Source organism: Clostridium sp. YIM B02500 (genome assembly GCF_022324665.1).
GTDB lineage: Bacteria > Bacillota > Clostridia > Clostridiales > Clostridiaceae > Clostridium > Clostridium beijerinckii.
Genome location: NZ_JAKGTE010000044.1, coordinates 1 through 20,767 on the forward strand (window position 1 = coordinate 1; position 20,767 = coordinate 20,767).

Annotated in this window: 18 protein-coding genes and 1 riboswitch; all 18 genes read left to right on the forward strand. The window is 30.5% G+C overall.

The window, feature by feature from the left end; translation table 11 throughout:
* Positions 1–263: 263 nt before the first annotated feature.
* The gene (locus tag L1S46_RS23615) at positions 264–1,112 is read left to right on the forward strand and encodes a 3-hydroxybutyryl-CoA dehydrogenase (protein ID WP_011967675.1); all 849 of its coding nucleotides are present in this window, start codon (positions 264–266) and stop codon (positions 1,110–1,112) included.
* A gap of 522 nt (positions 1,113–1,634) precedes the next feature.
* Entirely contained in the window at positions 1,635–2,564 is a 930-nt protein-coding gene (locus L1S46_RS23620) for a DNA glycosylase (RefSeq protein WP_238901144.1), read from the forward strand.
* Positions 2,565–2,938: 374 nt separating this feature from the next.
* Entirely contained in the window at positions 2,939–4,429 is a 1,491-nt protein-coding gene (locus L1S46_RS23625) for a 4Fe-4S dicluster domain-containing protein (protein WP_238901145.1), read from the forward strand.
* Between the two features lie 408 nt (positions 4,430–4,837).
* Positions 4,838–5,122 carry a co-chaperone GroES gene (gene groES / locus L1S46_RS23630; protein ID WP_008427174.1) on the forward strand — a complete coding sequence of 95 codons (285 nt, stop codon included), beginning with the start codon at positions 4,838–4,840 and terminating at the stop codon, positions 5,120–5,122.
* Positions 5,123–5,213: 91 nt separating this feature from the next.
* Positions 5,214–6,839 (forward strand): chaperonin GroEL, encoded by a 1,626-nt coding sequence (groL, locus tag L1S46_RS23635; RefSeq protein ID WP_238901146.1) that lies wholly within the window; start codon positions 5,214–5,216, stop codon positions 6,837–6,839.
* 323 nt (positions 6,840–7,162) lie between these two features.
* Positions 7,163–7,639 (forward strand): type II secretion system protein, encoded by a 477-nt coding sequence (locus L1S46_RS23640; RefSeq protein WP_238901147.1) that lies wholly within the window; start codon positions 7,163–7,165, stop codon positions 7,637–7,639.
* A gap of 112 nt (positions 7,640–7,751) precedes the next feature.
* Positions 7,752–7,849, forward strand: a riboswitch (purine riboswitch).
* Positions 7,850–7,995: 146 nt separating this feature from the next.
* The gene (gene guaB / locus L1S46_RS23645; RefSeq protein ID WP_011967680.1) at positions 7,996–9,453 is read left to right on the forward strand and encodes an IMP dehydrogenase; all 1,458 of its coding nucleotides are present in this window, start codon (positions 7,996–7,998) and stop codon (positions 9,451–9,453) included.
* Between the two features lie 187 nt (positions 9,454–9,640).
* Positions 9,641–11,173, forward strand: coding sequence for a glutamine-hydrolyzing GMP synthase (gene guaA, locus L1S46_RS23650; protein WP_238901148.1), 1,533 nt, complete (start codon positions 9,641–9,643; stop codon positions 11,171–11,173).
* Positions 11,174–11,591: 418 nt separating this feature from the next.
* On the forward strand, positions 11,592–11,915 hold the full coding sequence (locus L1S46_RS23655) for a hypothetical protein (protein ID WP_238901149.1): 324 nt from the start codon (positions 11,592–11,594) through the stop codon (positions 11,913–11,915).
* A gap of 442 nt (positions 11,916–12,357) precedes the next feature.
* Positions 12,358–14,283, forward strand: coding sequence for a PRD domain-containing protein (locus L1S46_RS23660; protein ID WP_011967683.1), 1,926 nt, complete (start codon positions 12,358–12,360; stop codon positions 14,281–14,283).
* 14 nt (positions 14,284–14,297) lie between these two features.
* Complete coding sequence (locus tag L1S46_RS23665) at positions 14,298–14,750, forward strand: transcriptional regulator GutM (RefSeq protein WP_077868522.1); 453 nt, start codon at positions 14,298–14,300, stop codon at positions 14,748–14,750.
* Between the two features lie 15 nt (positions 14,751–14,765).
* Positions 14,766–15,314, forward strand: coding sequence for a glucitol/sorbitol-specific PTS transporter subunit IIC (gene srlA / locus L1S46_RS23670; protein ID WP_011967685.1), 549 nt, complete (start codon positions 14,766–14,768; stop codon positions 15,312–15,314).
* Between the two features lie 17 nt (positions 15,315–15,331).
* Entirely contained in the window at positions 15,332–16,342 is a 1,011-nt protein-coding gene (locus L1S46_RS23675; protein ID WP_238901150.1) for a PTS glucitol/sorbitol transporter subunit IIB, read from the forward strand.
* A gap of 116 nt (positions 16,343–16,458) precedes the next feature.
* Positions 16,459–17,139, forward strand: a complete 681-nt coding sequence (locus L1S46_RS23680; protein WP_238901151.1) for a fructose-6-phosphate aldolase — start codon at positions 16,459–16,461, stop codon at positions 17,137–17,139.
* A 64-nt stretch (positions 17,140–17,203) separates the two neighbouring features.
* A complete protein-coding gene (locus tag L1S46_RS23685; protein ID WP_077830909.1) occupies positions 17,204–17,572 on the forward strand; it encodes a glucitol/sorbitol-specific PTS transporter subunit IIA in 369 nt (122 codons plus the stop codon).
* A gap of 82 nt (positions 17,573–17,654) precedes the next feature.
* Complete coding sequence (locus L1S46_RS23690) at positions 17,655–18,470, forward strand: SDR family oxidoreductase (RefSeq protein ID WP_238901152.1); 816 nt, start codon at positions 17,655–17,657, stop codon at positions 18,468–18,470.
* 413 nt (positions 18,471–18,883) lie between these two features.
* Positions 18,884–20,233, forward strand: a complete 1,350-nt coding sequence (locus tag L1S46_RS23695) for a glucose-6-phosphate isomerase (RefSeq protein WP_238901153.1) — start codon at positions 18,884–18,886, stop codon at positions 20,231–20,233.
* 7 nt (positions 20,234–20,240) lie between these two features.
* Positions 20,241–20,672 (forward strand): YaiI/YqxD family protein, encoded by a 432-nt coding sequence (locus L1S46_RS23700; protein ID WP_238901154.1) that lies wholly within the window; start codon positions 20,241–20,243, stop codon positions 20,670–20,672.
* Positions 20,673–20,767: the final 95 nt, after the last annotated feature.

Genomic DNA, 20,767 nt, shown 5'->3' on the forward strand with positions numbered 1-20,767 from the left:
ATAGTTGGTGATCTTACTAAGGTAGTACCAGAATTAATAGCTCAAGTTAAAGAAATAAAGAGCGCTGAATAATTATTCGGTTAATTTAGATATGTTTTTGTTAGATTGTACTATTGAAAGTTAATAATGTAACATTAAAGATAATTAATTAACAATATTATTCAATAAGTGACAATTAGATAATTATGAAGTTAATCCTTAGTTAAAATATATATTTTAGCTAAGGATATCTATAATGAAAAGATTTAGAGGAGGAATAATTTATGAAAAAGATTTTTGTACTTGGAGCAGGAACAATGGGTGCTGGTATCGTTCAAGCATTCGCTCAAAAAGGTTGTGAAGTAATTGTAAGAGACATAAAGGAAGAATTTGTTGACAGAGGAATAGCTGGAATCACTAAAGGATTAGAAAAGCAAGTTGCTAAAGGAAAAATGTCTGAAGAAGATAAAGAAGCTATACTTTCAAGAATTTCAGGAACAACTGATATGAAATTAGCTGCTGACTGTGATTTAGTAGTTGAAGCTGCAATCGAAAACATGAAAATTAAGAAGGAAATCTTCGCTGAATTAGATGGAATTTGTAAGCCAGAAGCGATTTTAGCTTCAAACACTTCATCTTTATCAATTACTGAAGTTGCTTCGGCTACAAAGAGACCTGATAAAGTTATCGGAATGCATTTCTTTAATCCAGCTCCAGTAATGAAGCTTGTTGAAATTATTAAAGGAATAGCTACTTCTCAAGAAACTTTTGATGCTGTTAAGGAATTATCAGTTGCTATTGGAAAAGAACCAGTAGAAGTTGCAGAAGCTCCAGGATTCGTTGTAAACAGAATATTAATCCCAATGATTAACGAAGCTTCATTTATCCTACAAGAAGGAATAGCTTCAGTTGAAGATATTGATACAGCTATGAAATATGGTGCTAACCATCCAATGGGACCTTTAGCTTTAGGAGATCTTATTGGATTAGACGTTTGCTTAGCTATCATGGATGTTTTATTCACTGAAACAGGTGATAACAAGTACAGAGCTAGTAGCATATTAAGAAAATATGTTAGAGCTGGATGGCTTGGAAGAAAATCAGGAAAAGGATTCTATGATTATTCTAAATAATATCATGAATATATGGAAAAACTCAAGTTTATGCTTGGGTTTTTTTATTTTTAGGGAAATATATAAATAACTACTAGATTACATAGATAAGTTTAAACTAAAGAATATTGTAAAATTCAACAAAACATTTTATTACTGTTAAGTAAGTGATATAATATATTAAATAATAACTATTTTCTTAAGATTAATTGTATAATTTAATTGAATATTGGATATTAAAAAAATAAATAGTTAAAAAATATGATATAGGTGGTACACATCAGAAAATGGGCAATATAAACTGTGATATAATCTTTAGAAAAAAACTTTAGTGTAGAATATATTATTTAAAGAAGAATATATGAATGAAATAAGTTAAAACTAAGGTTGATATGATATTATGTTTATCAATGATTTTACTAAAAAGATAAAAATATATTTTGAATATTCATAATCAAAGGGTAGGGTTCATCAATATGCATATTAGATTATGAGATGATGCAAACTAAATAATTTTATACTGTAAGGGAGACGGATAATAAAATGGATTATAAATCTGTAGAATTTTATGATAATTATTTAATAATAAAAGAATTAAGAAATTTTAAATTAAAACATATATTTGAGTGCGGACAAATTTTTAGGTTTGAAGAGGTAGCAGAAAATGATTTTATTGTAATTGCGTTTGGAAGATTAATTGAAGTTAAAGAAGATGGAAATGACGTAATAATTTATAATTCTACAAAGGAAGATTTTCAAAATATTTGGCTTAAGTATTTTGATTTAGATAGAGATTACTCAGTTATAAAAGATGAACTTTCAAAAGATGTTTTACTTAAACAAAGTATTGAATTTGGATATGGTGTTAGAGTCTTGAATCAAGATCCATTTGAAATGTTGCTTAGCTTTATTATTTCAGCGAGAAATAATATACCATCAATAAAGAAGACTGTAAATAAAATATCTAATAAATGGGGAAAAGAAATTATTTATAAGGATAAAACTTACTATGCGTTTCCTAATATAGAAGAAATAAAAGGTGCTACATTAGAAGAAATACAGGAGACAGGAGCATCTTTCAGAAGTAAATACATATTTGATACAATAAAAAATGTATTTAATTCTAAGAGTGGAAAAGGTAACTTAAAAACAAATGATACAAATGAATATATAAAGTATGATCTGGATTACATTAAAAATTTAGATGATGATGAATGTCATAATGCACTTCAAGAATTTAAAGGTGTTGGTTCAAAGGTAGCTGATTGCATAATGTTATTTTCAATGGAAAAGACTTCAGCATTTCCAGTAGATGTATGGGTTAAACGTGCGATGATTCATTTTTATGGGGCAGAGGATGCATCTCTAAGTAAGATTAGAATTTTTGGAAGGAACAAGTTTGGTAAATTAGCAGGCTTTGCACAGCAATATTTATTTTATTATGCAAGAGAAAATAAAATAAATGTCGATTAAAAAAGGTTGGCGTAAAATAAAAAGTCTAGGATTTTATTTCCTAGACTTTTTATTTCGTCAAGAAATATCAGAATAATATGTTCAATAATGTTAATAATTTATCATTGATGTAATAATATAAATATCATATAAATCCCTTGATATAACTAATATAAGGTAAATGAACAGATCCGAAAAGAAGTGGAAATGCAAGAAAAAACTTTAACTAAAGTAGTTGAGAAATATCGCTATATACATATGAAAATAGAACGTATATTAAGAAAATTTAGAAAATTTAAATTATATAATATTTGTTATAATTTTAACAAGAGTGTGCTATAATTATTTTGTATTATAAATGTAAGATAAAAATTATTCATGGGAGAGTGTGTGTAATGTTTCAGTTTGAGAATCAACTTCTAGCTTTAAAACACGAGGTTCTTACTAGAGTTGCTGTATTAGCAAAAGAAAATAATATTAGTAAAGAGGAAATAGAAAAAATTCCTTATGCTATGATTGTAGGAGAAGAACCTAAGTATAGAGATTCAGTTGAACGAGAAAGAAATGTAGTATTAGAGAGAGCAAAACTTGCAGCAGGATTTAAACCAACAGGCAAACATGGACAAGATTTAGTTAATATAGAAGAAGAAAAACAAATATTATATGTTATAAAAGAAGCATGTGATAGATGCCCAACAAAGAAGTTTCAAGTTACTGATGCATGTAGAAATTGTATAGCTCATAAGTGTCAAAGTGCGTGTAATTTTGGAGCAATTACATATGTTGATGGAAGAGCTTATATAGATCCAGATAAATGTAAGGAATGTGGAATGTGTAAAAAAGCATGTCCGTATGATGCTGTTGCAGAAGATATGAGACCATGTAAAAAATCATGTCCAACAGGTGCATTAAGCTATAATGCAGAAGATTTGAGTGCTGAAATTACAGAAAGTAAATGTGTAAACTGTGGTGCATGTATGTCAGCATGTCCATTTGGAGCTATAGAAGACAAAAGCTCATTAGTTAAAGTTATTAATAGATTGATGGATAAAGAAGAAAAAATTTATGCTGTAGTTGCACCAGCAATAACAGGGCAATTTGGGCCTAAAACAACTTATGGACAAGTTAAGAATGCAATTAAGGCATTAGGCTTTAAAGATATGGTAGAAGCTGCATGTGGAGCAGATGCAGTTACTGTGCATGAAAGTAATGAGTTTGTAGAGAGAATGGAAAATGGGGATAGCTACATGACAAATTCATGTTGTCCAGGATTCCTAAGCTATATTGAAAAAATGATGCCAGATCAAGCTAATAAGATTTCAGGGACAGTTTCACCGATGGTAGCAACGGGTAGATATATAAAATCTAAAGATAAAGATGCAAAAGTGATATTTATAGGTCCTTGCACAGCTAAAAAAAGCGAGGTTCTAATAGAATCAATAAAAGATGCTATAGATTATGCATTAACTTTTGAAGAATTAGTAGCCTTATTTGATGCATTTGGAGTTGATCCTACAACTTGTGAAGATATAGTAGTTGATGGAGCTTCAATATTTGGTAGAAATTTTGCTGTAGGTGGTGGATTGACTGCTGCTATAGAGAACTATGTACAAGAAAAAGGTGTTAATATTGACTTTAAGCCAGTAAAGATCTCAGGCGGAGCAGAAATTAAAAAGACTATGACAATGGCTAAGGTTGGAAAGTTACAAGGAAACTTTATTGAAGGAATGATGTGCGAAGGTGGCTGTATAAATGGGGCAGCTAAAATTGTATCAGCAATGAAAGCTAAAGCGCCATTTACAAAATTAAATCAGCAAACAAGTACTAAGAGTGTATTAGCTAATACGACATTAGGCGAATACACTGAAATAAACTTAGAAAGATAATATAAATCTTGATTTTGAAATATAATTAAGTAATTAAAAATTCTATTATTATATAGGTGCTCTAGGCAATGAGGTATTTAGGATTTAAAATTATTTATGAAATTTAAGAGCTTTATTCTTTAATATAATGTCATAAAAACTCTAATCAGTAATATGTTTATTTGGTTAGAGTTTTTTTATTATTTTAAAAATTCATAATATTAATAATAATATGGAGAAAATTTAAGTAAATGCGATATATTTTGAGATAAGGAGTAATATTCGCTGAAAAATGGGATATAATATTAGAAGTAATGTTTGAATTATATGGATATAAAGGATATTATAATTATGTTAGCACTCGACAATGATGAGTGCTAACAGAAATTAAACTGATATGATAATATATATTTTAAGGAGGGTTTTTTCATGAACATTAAACCACTTGGTGAAAGAGTAGTAATTAAAAAATTAGAGGCAGAAGAAAAGACTAAGAGTGGAATAGTCTTAACTGGTACTGCAAAGGAAAGACCACAAGAAGCAGAAGTGGTTGCAGTAGGACCTGGAGCTGTTGTAGATGGAAATAGAGTAGCTATGGAAGTAAAAGTTGGAGATAAAGTATTATATTCAAAATATGCTGGAACAGAAGTAAAGGTTGATGGCGAAGAATATACTATATTAAAGCAAGATGATATTCTAGCAATAGTTGAATAGTTAAAGTGTTCATAACTAGATATTTAAATATAAAAAAGAAATTCAATTAGAAACGATAATAAATAACATATATAAGGAGCGTGTGATATAAATGGCTAAGATGTTAAAATTCGGGGAAGATGCAAGAAGATCTATGCAAATAGGTGTAGATAAATTAGCAGATACAGTTAAAGTGACTTTAGGACCTAAGGGAAGAAATGTTGTTTTAGATAAAAAATTTGGTGCACCATTAATTACAAATGACGGTGTTTCAATTGCAAGAGAAATAGAATTAGAAGATCCATATGAAAACATGGGTGCTCAATTAGTTAAAGAAGTTGCAACAAAGACTAATGATGTAGCAGGAGATGGAACTACAACTGCAACATTACTTGCTCAAGCAATAATTAGAGAAGGTCTAAAGAATGTTACAGCTGGGGCTAACCCAATACTAATTAGAACAGGTATTAAAATGGCTGTAGATAAAGCTGTTGAAGAAATCCAAAAGATTTCTAAGCAGGTAGATGGAAAAGAAGATATAGCTAGAGTTGCTGCAATCTCAGCTTCTGATGAAGAAGTTGGTAAGTTAATAGCAGATGCTATGGAGAAGGTTGGTAATGAAGGAGTTATTACTATAGAAGAATCTAAATCAATGGGAACAGAGTTAGATGTTGTAGAAGGTATGCAATTCGATAGAGGATACGTATCACCTTATATGGCTACAGATACTGAAAAAATGGAAGCTGTTTTGGAAAATCCATATATATTAATAACTGATAAGAAAATTTCTAACATACAAGAAATATTACCAGTACTTGAACAAATAGTTCAATCAGGTAAAAAGTTATTAATCATTGCTGAAGATATTGAAGGAGAAGCAATGGCTACATTAGTAGTTAATAAATTAAGAGGAACATTTACTTGTGTAGCTGTTAAGGCACCAGGATTTGGAGATAGAAGAAAAGAAATGTTACAAGATATTGCAACATTAACTGGTGGAACAGTAATCGCTGAAGAATTAGGCAGAGAATTAAAAGATGTTACTATTGATATGCTAGGTACAGCTGATAGTGTTAAAGTAAGTAAAGAAAACACTGTTATAGTTAATGGTAAAGGCGATTCTAATGCAATAAAAGAAAGAATTAACCAAATTAAAGCTCAAATAGAAGAAACTTCTTCAGAATTTGATAAAGAAAAACTACAAGAAAGATTAGCTAAATTAGCTGGAGGTGTTGCAGTAATTAAAGTTGGTGCAGCAACTGAAACAGAATTAAAAGAAAAGAAACTTAGAATAGAAGATGCATTAGCTGCAACAAAGGCTGCTGTTGAAGAAGGAATAGTAGCTGGTGGTGGAACTGCTTATGTTAATGTAATAAACGAAGTTGCAAAATTAACTTCAGATGTTGCCGATACACAAATTGGTATTAATATAATAGTTAAATCATTAGAAGAGCCAGTAAGACAAATAGCTACTAATGCAGGTGTAGAAGGTTCAGTAATAATTGAAAAAGTTAAGAATAGTGAACCAGGAATAGGATATGATGCATTACATGGAGAATATATCAACATGATAAAAGGTGGAATAGTGGACCCAACTAAGGTTACTAGATCAGCACTTCAAAATGCAGCTTCAGTTGCTTCAACATTCTTAACAACAGAAGCAGCAGTTGCTGATATTCCAGCAAAGGAAACACCAATGCCAGGTGCTCCAGGAATGGGAATGGACGGAATGTATTAAAATATATAAATTAAAGAGTTATAAATATTTAATTTAATAAATAGAGAAAGTGCTTATAAGTACTTTCTCTATTTTGCTTTTTAGTATTAAAAAATAAAGTGCTTAATAGCCATTAACATATCTATGCAATTTTAAAAAGTATTTTATATTATATGTTTAACGTTTAAGCTTATGAAAATCATAGCAATGCAACTTTATACAAAATTTATATACTAGAAGTCAATATTATAAATTATTAGAGAATATTTTCCATTTATTGTATAAAAGATTTCCTATTAGACATAATTTAAATAAAAACATTAATAGGAGATGGATAATGAATAATGATTTCTTTATACATTAAATGTAGATTTAGATTCAAAGATAGTATGCCAAAGAAAAGATTCTGTAAGAAGAGAAAGAGAGAAGCTTTTACTTTAATTGAAATGATTGCAGTAATTGCAATTATTGGTATTTTAGCTGTTGCTATTTTACCTAAAGTAAATGGCTATATAAATGAAGCAAAAAAAGTTAAAGTTGTAGATCAGTGCAGAAAAGTAATAATGGCCGTTGAATCATATAATTTGAAAAATGATTCGCCTCTAAGTGAAAGCACTAGTGTAAGTTCGGCTATAAGCAACAAAGGGATTAGTAAGTATTTAGATGGAGTTGAATTTGGTAATTTAAATACTAGTAGCACAAGTTTAAAAAATTGTTATGATGTAGTAAATGGTGCAGAATTTGATTTCACAGAAAATACAGATATTTTAAATCCGACGACGATTGATAATGGATCTACCAAAGATGATGTAAAAAAATAGAAAAGATATCGATAACAAAAAATTTAACTTACATTATTGAAGTAAATTTGCAATTTTAGCTTCAAATTTATTGACTTTAGATTGTACATACATTATAATAATTTTAATTTAAAATATAGCACATTTGAAAACTTATATATACCTTGAATATGGCAAGGAGTATCTACCGGGAGCCGTAAATTTCCGACTATAAGTGATATTAGTATAGGCTAAATCTATAGATTTATTAGCATATTAACATCACTTTTGAGGTTAATGTGCTTTTTTTGTACAAAAAAATAGTACAAGCAATGCAAGCAAAAAATCATAAAATACTGAAAATGAAATAAATAATTCAAAAAATAGGAGGAACTATAATGGGAAAAATAATTAAGACTGCATATACTTTTGATGATGTATTATTGGTACCTAATAAATCGGATATATTACCAAGAGAAGTGAGCACAAAAACAAAAATAACAAAGACTATAGAATTAAATATTCCTTTAATGAGTGCAGGAATGGATACTGTAACTGAGTCGAAGATGGCAATTGCTGTTGCAAGAGAAGGCGGAATCGGAATAATACATAAAAATATGACTATTGAAGAGCAAGCAAAAGAAGTAGATAGAGTTAAGAGACAAGAAAATGGAGTAATTACAGATCCTATATTTTTATCTCAAGATCATCTTATTCAGGATGCAGAGAACTTAATGGCACAATACAGAATATCAGGAGTTCCAATAACAACTCAAGATGGAAAATTAATTGGAATAATTACAAACAGAGACATAATATTTGAAACAAATTACCAAAGAAAAATTTCAGAAGTGATGACAAAAGATAATTTAATAACTGCTTCAGAAAATACTACTGTAGAGGAAGCAAAAGAAATATTAAAAAAGCATAAAGTAGAAAAGTTACCTTTAGTTGATAGTGAAGGCCGTCTAAAGGGATTAATTACAATGAAAGATATTGAAAAAGTTAGAAAGTTTCCAAATGCTGCAAAGGATAAGAAGGGTAGATTATTATGTGGAGCAGCAGTAGGTGTAACTGGAAACATGATGGAAAGAGTTGATGCATTAGTTAAAGCACAAGTTGATGTTATAACTCTTGATACAGCACATGGACATTCAAAAGGAGTTTTAGATGCTGTTTCACAAATAAAGAAAGTATATCCTGATCTTCAAGTTATAGCTGGGAATGTTGCTACAGCGGAAGCAACAGAAGATCTAATAAAGGCTGGAGCAGATTGTGTTAAGGTTGGTATTGGACCGGGATCAATCTGTACTACGAGAGTAGTAGCTGGGGTTGGAGTCCCTCAATTAACTGCAGTTATGGATTGTGCAGAAGTAGGTAAGAAGTATGGAGTTCCTATAATTGCTGATGGTGGACTTAAGTATTCAGGGGATATAGTGAAAGCACTAGCGGCAGGAGCTTCTGCAGCAATGATGGGATCATTATTTGCAGGATGTGAAGAAGCACCAGGGGAAATGGAAATATATCAAGGAAGAAGTTATAAAGTTTATAGAGGAATGGGATCTTTAGCTGCTATGGAATGTGGATCTAAAGATAGATATTTCCAAGAAGGAAATAAGAAATTAGTACCAGAAGGTGTTGAAGGTAGAGTAGCTTATAAAGGCTTTGTCTCAGATACTATATTCCAATTATTGGGTGGAATTAAATCAGGAATGGGATATTTAGGAGCAAAGAATTTTGAAATTTTATATGAAACAGCTAATTTTGTGGTTCAGACAGCTTCAGGTCAAAGAGAAAGCCATCCACATGATATTAACATTACTAAGGAAGCACCTAATTATAGTGTAGGACAATAGTAAAATGCACAGTTCACAATCATAAAATATACCACTTATGTGAACTGTGCATTATTTGATTAATTTATAATTATAGAGATTATTTAAATTAGTATTTATAATTTTCGGTGAAAATTGTCTCAATTTATTGATAAAAAGATTTATTTAGTTGATAATAGAATTTATAAGAAGAGTTTAGGAGGAGAACATGAAAAGAGATTTAGTTTTAGTTGTTGATTTTGGTGGACAATATAACCAACTAATAGCAAGAAGAGTAAGAGAATGTGGCGTTTATTGCGAGATTATTCCATATGACTATACTATAGAAAAGATAAAAGCTAAAAATCCGAAAGGTATAATATTTACAGGCGGTCCTAACAGTGTTTATGGGGAAGATACTCCAACTGTAGAAAAAGAAGTATTTGAATTAGGCGTGCCAGTACTTGGAATATGCTATGGTGATCAACTAATGGCACATTTGCTAGGTGGAAAAGTTGCGACAGCACCAGTAAGAGAATATGGAAAAACAAATGTAAAAGTAGATAAATCATCTAAATTATTTGAAGGAATTGAAACTGATGGTATAGCTTGGATGAGTCATACTGATTATATTGAAGAAGCTCCAAAAGGATTTAAGGTAATAGCAACTACAGAAGTTTGTCCTGTTGCAGCTATGGAAAATGAAGAAAAAAGGCTTTATGGAGTTCAATTCCATGCAGAAGTTGAACACACTCAATTTGGGCAAAAAATGCTAGAAAACTTTATACACAATATTTGTGGGTTAGAAAACAGCTGGTCTATGGGATCTTTTGCAGAAGAAAAAATAAAAGAAATAAAAGAATTAGTTGGAGATAAGAAAGTGTTATGTGCTTTATCTGGTGGAGTTGACTCTTCAGTAGCAGCAATGATTGTACATAAGGCTATTGGTCACAACTTAACTTGTATATTTGTTGACCATGGTTTACTAAGAAAAGATGAAGGCGATACTGTTGAAAGAGTGTTTAAGGAAGAATTTGATATGAACATTAAGAGAGTTAATGTTGCAGATAGATTCCTTGGAAAACTTGCAGGAGTATCTGATCCTGAAACTAAGAGGAAAATAATCGGTGAAGAATTTATAAGAGTTTTTGAAGAAGAAGCTAAAAAGGTTGGTCAAATTGATTATCTTGTTCAAGGAACAATTTATCCAGATATCGTAGAAAGTGGAACTAAGACATCGGCAACTATAAAATCCCATCATAATGTTGGTGGACTTCCAGAAGATATGCAATTTGAACTTATAGAACCATTAAGAGAATTATTTAAAGATGAAGTTAGGGCAGTTGGAGAGGAACTTGGCATTCCTCATAAATTGGTTTGGAGACAGCCTTTCCCAGGTCCAGGTCTTGCCATTAGAGTTTTAGGTGAGATTACAGAAGAAAAACTTGAAATAGTTAGAGAAGCAGATGCTATTTTCAGAGAAGAAATTGCAAATGCAAATCTTGATGAATCTATTTGGCAATACTTTGCATGTTTACCTAATATCCGTTCTGTTGGAGTTATGGGAGATGAAAGAACATATTCTCATACAATAGCTTTAAGAGCAGTTACATCAAGTGATGCAATGACTTCTGAATGGGCAAGAATTCCATACGAAATTTTAGATTTAGTAAGCAGAAGAATTGTAAATGAAGTTAAGGGAGTAAACAGAATTGTTTATGACATAACTTCAAAACCACCAGCTACTATAGAATGGGAATAAACCGATAAGTTAAACAAAACATCGATAAGAATTTAGATTAAATTTGATGATAAAGCTTAGATACTACTGAATTTTTAGTATCTAAGCCTTTTTCGTATGTTAAGTGGAAAATTTGATAATATAAAGTATTAATTATTTATTAATATGAATAGAGATGATTAATAATAGTTATTATTTCATAGAATAAATCCTTATAAATATATTATTAATGTTAGATTGTCTGAGTAATCTTTTTAAAGCAGTAAATACATATTTTCTCTAACTAATAGCAAATAAAGTACAACAGCATAATATATTATTAGATAGTTATTAAGTTTTATAGGCAAATCAATAATGATTTGATGTTAGTAATACTTTAACTAAGCGCTTTAGCAATGATTAAACGAAAATTAATGCTGATTACGAAGGAGAGGAAATAATGGAAAACAGAAATAATAGAAATTGCAGACGTTGTAATTGTGAAGAAGAACGTGGAGAGATGGATAGTAGAGATTGTAATCCTTGTGGCAATGGAACTCTTGGAGCTAACGCAAATAATGACTGTTTAGCTGATGCGTTGGAAGATGCATATAATGATGGCTATAAAGATGGATATCGTGATGGGTATGAGGATGGAAATACTGCAGGAGAAACAGCGGGAGAGACAGCTGGATACAAGCAAGGATATTGCGCTGGGTATGAAAAAGCAAAACAAGAGGTCTTAGATTATATTAGAAGAAATAGATGTTGTAGATGCTGTTAAGCAGAACTAAATTATATAATAAGTAGTTATATAAAAAAAGGTGTTTATAAGTGATTGAAAAATCATTGTTAAACACCCTTTTTATTTAATATAAATATGGTTATAGTGATAATTTAAATAGTTCATATTAGATAAGAGTTAATTAAAAAGTTACTTTTAATACTAATTGAATATAATTGTGCAAACATTTTCTCTGTAGAGGAAAAAGACGGCATTAATCGTTATCATTTTATAAAGTATAATTACATTAAAGAAAGGGGGCATCGAAAACGCTTGAAAAAATCAACCTTTGAATATAAGATAGTCATAAGATTATACTATGAGTATAATTTTTAAAGACTTCTAAAATCAGAGAATAACAAGTTAAAGTAAGATTAATAGCAATAATTTTATTTTAATTTAAATGAATTAATAAGTATTGATTCTTTTCAAGGAGGCAAAAATGAAGTATTTTTATACTGAAAACCGTTCGACAAGAATTCTAAAATTAATTGAACGAAGACATTCCATTTCTGTTGACGCCATTGCTGAAAAATTTGAGGTTAGTTCAAAAACCGTTAAAAATGATGTGAAAGAGTTGAATAGTTTATTAAAAGGATCTGCGCTAATTGATAATAAGCAAGGAATATATAAAATTTATATTATTGATAATAGCAAATTTGAGGAAATTAAGACTAATATATATAACCAAAAAGAATTTCTTAATTCACCTCAAAGAAGAATGGCATTTATTTTGTATAAGCTTATGAATAGTGAAGAGCCATATTTAACTGATGATCTGGCGTGTGAGATGAATGTCGGAAGAACGACAGTAATAAGTGATTTAAAGAAAATGAGGGAGATACTTAATAACTACGATTTAAAGATTATAGGCAAAACAAATAATGGACTAGCCTTAAAAGGCACAGAATTAAATATAAGGTTTCTTGTACTTGAGAACCTTTATGAAATGATTTATGGAGAATACGAATTAGATGAAGATGTTATTGATTTAGTAAAAGAGATAACAGATCAATATCAGTTCGATACAACGACATTTGAATCTTTCATACATTCCCTAGTTGTAACTTTAGATCGCCTTTTAAATGGACATACAATCAATACATTAAGCGAGAAATATGGTGAATTATTAAGAAGTTGGGAATTTACATTGGTAAATACTATATCAGATGCAGTTGAAAAAAGGCTTACTATAAGTATTCCAATTAAAGAAAGAATTTTCCTAGCATTGCCTATTATAGGAATGAATACTCCGACTAACATAGAAGGGATTTCACCGCATGTTGAAATTACAGAAGAAGTATCAAATTTAGTAAATCATATATTAGAGCGCATTAAATATGACATGGGTTTAAATATTACGCTAGATGATATCTTGAAAGATTTTGTATACCATATGGCCTTCTTGGTAAATCGTTTAAAGTATGGGGTCCATATTCATAATCCTATAGTAGATGAGATCAGGAAAAAATATAAAGTAGCTTATAAAATGGCAGAGTTAGCGCGAGATGTTATTGAAAAAAGTCTTGATGTAAAAATGACGCAAGATGAAGTTGGATTTATAGCAGCATACTTTGGAGTTTTTATTTCAGAACAGCAAATAGAAAAAAGTAAAATATACAAAGTTGCAGTTATATGCGGAACTGGAAGAGTTACAGCTAGGTTGGTTGCTAGTCAATTAAAAGGTATTTTTGATGCGAACACAGTTATAGATTTGTATTCAGATAGCACAGTTACTAGCGAAATACTAGATAAGTACAATTTGGTTCTATCTACTGTCCAAGCTAACTTTAAGACAACAGCCACTGTAATATATTTAGAGAAAATATTTGATGAAGAAGCGCTAAAGAAAAGAATAAAAAGTATTAAGTATATAGATAAATTAGACATGCCATCCATGCAGGGAATGGATTCTATATTACTAAGTATTTTAGATGAAGATACCTTCTTTATTTTGGATAATCAATTGAGTTATTTAGAAAATGTTGATCATATGATTGATAATCTATACTCAAAAGGTTATGTAGACGATGGATTTAAGGAAAGAATAAGAAAAAGAGAAGAAAAATCTACGATGGTTTTTAATGAATCTATAGCATTTCCTCATACTATCAATTATGAAAATGATGAAATAGTAGTCAGTCTAGGAATAATTCCAGAAAAGGCTGGAGAAAACAATCAAAGAAAACTAGTATTCTTGGTAGGACTTCCAGAACAAACTAAAGATGATACACTCTTAGTTAAAATTTATGACGAAATTATAGCTATTGCCAATGATAAGAATACCATTGAAGCTCTTTCAAAGGTGAAAAGTTATAAAGAATTAATTCTACATTTTACAAAAGAAAACGATATATTTGATTTATAAGTAGGAGGTTTATGATGAATTTTTGGTTTTTGATTATATGCTTTGGAATTGCATTTATACTCCAATATATACTAACATTTGCTCAAATGAAAAGTTTCACGGCTTACTATAGTAAATTGCGAAGAAGAGGAAGAGTTGCCATTGGTAAAGTAAAAGGTGGTTTCCGTGCTGGATGTATTGCAATGTTTGCTATCGATCAAAATGGAATTATACTTGAAGGCGGTTATATGCAAGGAATAACAGTACTTGCAAGGGTTAAGAAACTAAACGGATTTGAAGGAAAAGATGTTGGTAGATTAACTCAAGCAGATTGTAAGAACTTAGCTAAACCATTAACCAAAGCAGTACTAGAAGCCTCTTCCAATTATAACGTTATTATGGGTGGTGGCGAAGTTGTAGAACCTCAAAGTCCATTACAAAGATTAGGTAATATTTTTACAGCTAAAAAATTAAAAGCTCACAATTAGAAAGGAGATATTAATATGGACGCAATTGTTTATTTTGCAAAAGGATTTATGTATTTATTTGAAGTTGGTGGAAATACATTTGTTAGTTGGGTAACAGGAATTATCCCAAAGGTATTATTACTTTTAGTTTTTATGAATTCAATAATTGCTTTTATTGGACAAGATAAAGTTGATAGATTTGCAAAGTTTGCATCTAGAAATGTTATATTAGCTTATGGAGTTTTACCATTCCTATCAGCCTTTATGTTAGGTAATCCAATGGCATTATCAATGGGAAAATTTCTTCCTGAAAGAATGAAACCAAGCTACTATGCATCAGCATCGTATCATTGTCATACAAACAGCGGTATTTTTCCTCACATTAATGTAGGTGAAATATTCATTTACCTAGGTATTGCAAATGGTATTACAACTCTTGGCCTTGATCCAACAGCTTTAGGACTTCGTTATTTATTAGTAGGTTTAGTAATGAATTTCTTTGCAGGATGGGTAACTGATTTTACTACAAAGATTGTTATGAGACAACAAGGTATTGAATTAAGTAATCAACTTAAGGCAAATTAGTTTAGGAGGGTATTCATATGGAAAAATATAATACAATTAAAATTGTAAAAGGTAGTGGAGGCTTTGGCGGTCCACTTACAGTAAAACCTGAAGAAGGAAAAGATACATTATTATATATTACAGGTGGTGGAGCTGAACCTGAAATTGTAGAAAAGATTGTTAACTTAACAGGATGTAAAGCGGTAAATGGATTTAAAACATCTGTACCAGAGGAACAAATTTTCTTAGTTATTATTGATTGTGGTGGAACACTTCGCTGTGGAATATACCCACAAAAGAGAATTCCGACAATAAATGTTATGCCAGTAGGTAAAAGTGGGCCTTTAGCAAAATTCATTACAGAAGACATCTATGTATCTGCAGTTGGTTTAAATCAAATTTCTTTAGCTGATTCAAGTGCAGAACCTATAAAGAGCACAAAAGCGCCTGAAGAAGGAAAAAGAGAATTTAAATATAGTGCGGATAAGAAAGTATCACAAAGTTTGGCTGAAAACAGTAAATCAAGCATTGTTCAAAAAATTGGTATGGGAGCAGGTAAAGTTGTAAATACACTATACCAAGCAGGCCGTGATGCAGTTCAATCAATGATTACAACAATATTACCATTCATGGCATTTGTTGCGATGTTAATAGGAATTATACAAGGTTCGGGATTTGGTAATTGGTTCGCTAAAATATTAGTACCATTAGCAGGAAACGGAATTGGACTTATGATTCTTGGATTCATATGCTCTATTCCTCTATTATCAGCATTACTTGGACCAGGTGCTGTTATAGCACAAATCGTAGGTACTTTAATTGGTGTTGAAATAGGCAAAGGGACTATTCCTCCAAGCTTAGCATTACCGGCATTATTCGCTATTAATACACAATGTGCATGTGACTTTATTCCAGTAGGTTTAGGTCTAGCTGAAGCAGAACCAGAAACAGTAGAGGTTGGTGTTCCATCTGTATTGTATTCACGTTTCATGATTGGTGTACCTAGAGTAGCAGTTGCATGGGTTGCAAGTATAGGATTGTATCAATAAACTATAAAATTTATTTAATTGCGATTGAGTGGTTCTTATGAATCGCTCAATTGCACCAAGGAAAATATATTGTTGATTTAGATGCAAGGAGTGGAATAAAAGGAGGTTTATCCATAGTGAAACTAATTATTGATGATGTAAATATTGAAAAAATAAAAGATGTTTTCAGCATATTCCCAATTGATGGGGTAACTAGTAATCCGAGTATTTTGTATAAGTATGGAAAACAGCCGTATGAAATATTAATAAAAATACGTGAATTTATTGGGGAAAACTCGGAATTACATGTACAGGTGATTTCTGAAAGTTCAGAAGGTATGATTAAAGAAGCATATAAAATTATTAAAGAACTAGGTAAAAATACTTATGTAAAGATACCTGTAACTAGAGAGGGTTTAAAGGTTATAAAAATTCTTAGAAAAGAAGAAATTAATGTTACTGCTACTGCTATATATACTCAAATGCAAGCATATCTAGCTGGAAAAGCAGGTGCTCAATATGCTGCTCCATATGTAAACCGAATTGATAATTTGGGAGCAAATGGTGTTCAAGTGGCAAAAGACATTCACGATATTTTTGAGAAAAACAATTTTAAAACGGAAGTATTAGCAGCTAGTTTTAAGAATTCACAACAAGTATTAGAGTTATGCAAGTATGGAATTGGAGCGGCTACAATTTCACCTGATGTAATTGAAGGTTTAATTAAAAACGATTGCGTGAATGTAGCTGTAGAGAACTTTAGAAAAGATTTTGAGATATTGTGTGGTCAAGGCAATACCATGTTAAATTGCCGATAATCTAAGTAGCTTAGAATAAATAATAATTTTAGAAAGAAATATATTTGAAGGGACGAAAGTATCTATGAGTAGTAAGATAATCTATGAAAATAAAGTAAAAGCCTTAGGAGATTTAGCAGAAACATTCTTAGAAGAGGGAATGATAATATTTTTTGGAGATAATGCACCAGATACACTAGCAGATTACTGTTACTCTATTAATATAAAGGAAGTTAAAGAAACAATTAAATCTGGACAAGTATTTATGATTGATGGAATAGCTTTTGAAATAACAGCTGTTGGAGATGTGGCTGAGAAGAATCTAGTGAGTTTAGGACATATAACTGTTGCGTTTAATGGTTCTAAAGTACCTACTTTATCAGGAACAATTTGTGTGGAGAAAAAAGAAATTCCTAAACTTAAAATAGGAAGTGAAATATCTATATTAGCATAGTTATATCTAAAATTTATATGAAATCAAAATGAATAATAAAATGACATTAAATAATGAAGTTAAATAATCAGGAGGAATTTTTATGAAAAATACATGGCTTAATTTAGAAGGAAAAACAGCAATTGTAACAGGGGGAGCATCTGGCATTGGTAAGGCAGTTGCACAAGAGTTTTTAAATAATGGCGCAAATGTAGTTGTTTGTGATATGAATCCAAACAAACCTGAATTTGATGATCATAATGGACATATGGAATATATAGTTACTAATGTTGCAGATAGAGATAGCGTAGAAAAAATGATTGAGAAGGCTAAAGAGATTACTGGAACTATTGATATAATTATAAATAATGCAGGTATTAATATTCCTAGATTACTAGTTGATAAAAGGGAACCAAAAGGAAAATTTGAGCTAGATGAAAATGTTTGGGATAAAGTTATGAATGTAAATGTAAAAGGCGTATTTCTATGTGCTCAAGTAGCTGCCAGAGAGATGGCAAGTCAAGGAAAAGGGGTTATTATAAATATGTCTTCTGAAAGCGGATTGGAAGGATCTGAGGGGCAAAGTGTTTATGCAGCAAGTAAGAATGCAGTAAATTCTTTAACTCGCTCATGGGCAAAGGAACTAGGAAAATTAGGTATAAGAGTTATCGGAGTTGCGCCAGGGATTTTAGAAGCTACAGGACTCAGAACTTTAGAATATGAGACAGCGTTAGCTTATACTAGAGGAATTACTGTAGAAGAATTAAGAGCAGGATATAGTAAAACTTCAACAACTCCATTAGGAAGATCAGGAAAGCTTTCAGAAGTTGCAGATTTAGTTTGCTATTTAGCTAGTGATAGAGCAAGTTATATTCATGGAGTTACTTACAATATTGCTGGGGGGAAAACAAGAGGCTAAATAAAAACGATATTAGTACAGAATAAGTTTAATTATCTGGCCAATTAGCACAGAATAAAGTTAAAAAATTAACAAAGTTATCTAGATTTTAATAATTGAAAAATATATAATTTACATTTTATAAAGAGAAAACTTAGTTTTCTCTTTTAAAATTTTAGAATTGATTGATATTTAATAAACAATATATTATGGTTAGTATTAAAAATAAGTTAATATCAATAAGGATAAGATGAATATTAATTCATGCAATTAGAAAAAATAGAATCGAGTAAAGATTAAATAAGATTAATTTAAGGTTATTATTTGATATATTATTTGTAAAAAAGTTAAAAGCAAAGATGAGATATTGAGAATTTATGATATAATTGAATAATAAAATTATTTTTAGTTATATATGGAGGTAGGATAGAAGAATGAATAAAGGTATATCACTAGACTTATCAAAAGTTTCTCCTTATTTAGAAGAAGCAGAACTTGAAAATATGGAAAGCATGGTTAAAGCTGTTCATGAAGATCTACACAATAAAACAGGCGCAGGTAATGATTTTTTAGGTTGGGTAGACCTTCCTGTAAATTATGATAAAGAAGAATTTGCAAGAATTAAAAAGGCAGCAGAAAAGATTAAATCAGACTCTGATGTTTTAATAGTTATTGGAATAGGTGGATCATATCTTGGAGCTAGAGCAGCTATTGAAATGTTGACAAATAATTTCCATAACGTATTAGGAAGTGATAAGAGAAAAGTTCCACAAATATTTTTTGCTGGAAATAATATAAGTTCAACATATATGGCAGAACTTCTACAAGTAATTGAAGGAAAAGATGTAAGTTTAAATGTAATTTCAAAATCAGGTACAACTACAGAACCAGCAATTGCATTTAGAATTTTAAAATCATATTTAGAAAAGAAATATGGTGTAGAGGAAGCAAGAAAGAGAATATATGCAACAACTGACAAAGATAGAGGTGCTTTAAAGACATTAGCTGATTCAGAAGGATATGAAACTTTTGTAGTTCCAGATGATGTTGGAGGAAGATTTACAGTATTAACAGCGGTTGGATTATTGCCAATAGCTGCGGCTGGAATCGATATTGATGAAATGATGAAAGGTGCTGCAGATGCAAGAACAGCTTATTCAGTACCATCAATTAAAGAAAATGATGCTTATAAATATGCAGCAGCTAGAAACGCTTTGTATAATAAAGGAGCATCAATTGAAGTATTAGTAAATTACGAACCATCACTTCATTATTTTAACGAATGGTGGAAACAATTATACGGAGAATCAGAAGGTAAAGACCATAAAGGATTATTCCCAGCGGCAGTAGATTTTTCAACAGATCTTCACTCAATGGGCCAATATATCCAAGACGGAAGAAGAATAATGTTTGAAACAGTTGTAAATATTGAAAAACCAAAATATGAAATAAATATAGAAGAAGCTGATAATGACTTAGATGGATTAAATTTCTTAGCTGGAAAGACTATGGATTTCGTTAATAAGAAAGCATTTGAAGGAACACTATTAGCTCACAATGACGGTGGAGTTCCTAATATGGTATTAAGTGTACCAGAAATTTCAGCATATTATTTCGGATACATGGTTTATTTCTTTGAAAAGGCTTGTGGAATAAGTGGATATCTTTTAGCAATAAATCCATTTAATCAACCAGGTGTTGAAGCTTATAAAAAGAATATGTTTGCTTTACTAGGAAAGCCAGGATATGAAGATATGAAGGCTGAACTAGAAAAGAGACTTTAGTTTAATTATGAAGATTATTATTGATGGAGATGCCTGTCCAGGCATCTCCATTATTGAAAAAGCGGCAAAAGAACACAATATTTCAGTGATAATTTATTGCGATATTCATCATTTTATACAGAGCAATTATTCTGTAGTTAAAGTTGTTGATAGTGGATTTCAAAGTGTGGATATGTATGTAATGAATGGAACTAAAGAAGGTGACATAATTGTGTCTCAAGACTATGGTGTGGCTGCAATATGTCTATCTAAGAAAGCGAAAGTAATAAACCCTAAGGGATATATATATGATGAGAAAAACATAGATAGATTATTGGAAGAAAGACATATATCACAGAAAATAAGAAGGAGTGGAGGAAAGACCTCTAACCCCAAAAAAAGAACTGACGAAGATAATATTAGACTGGAAAAAAACTTATTAAAACTTATAACTAGTTGATAATTTTAGAAGCTTAGATAAGAGCTTCTATTTTTATGCTATAAAAATTATAAATTTATATTTTGGATATTATTTTAATTATGACTGGAAGGTTT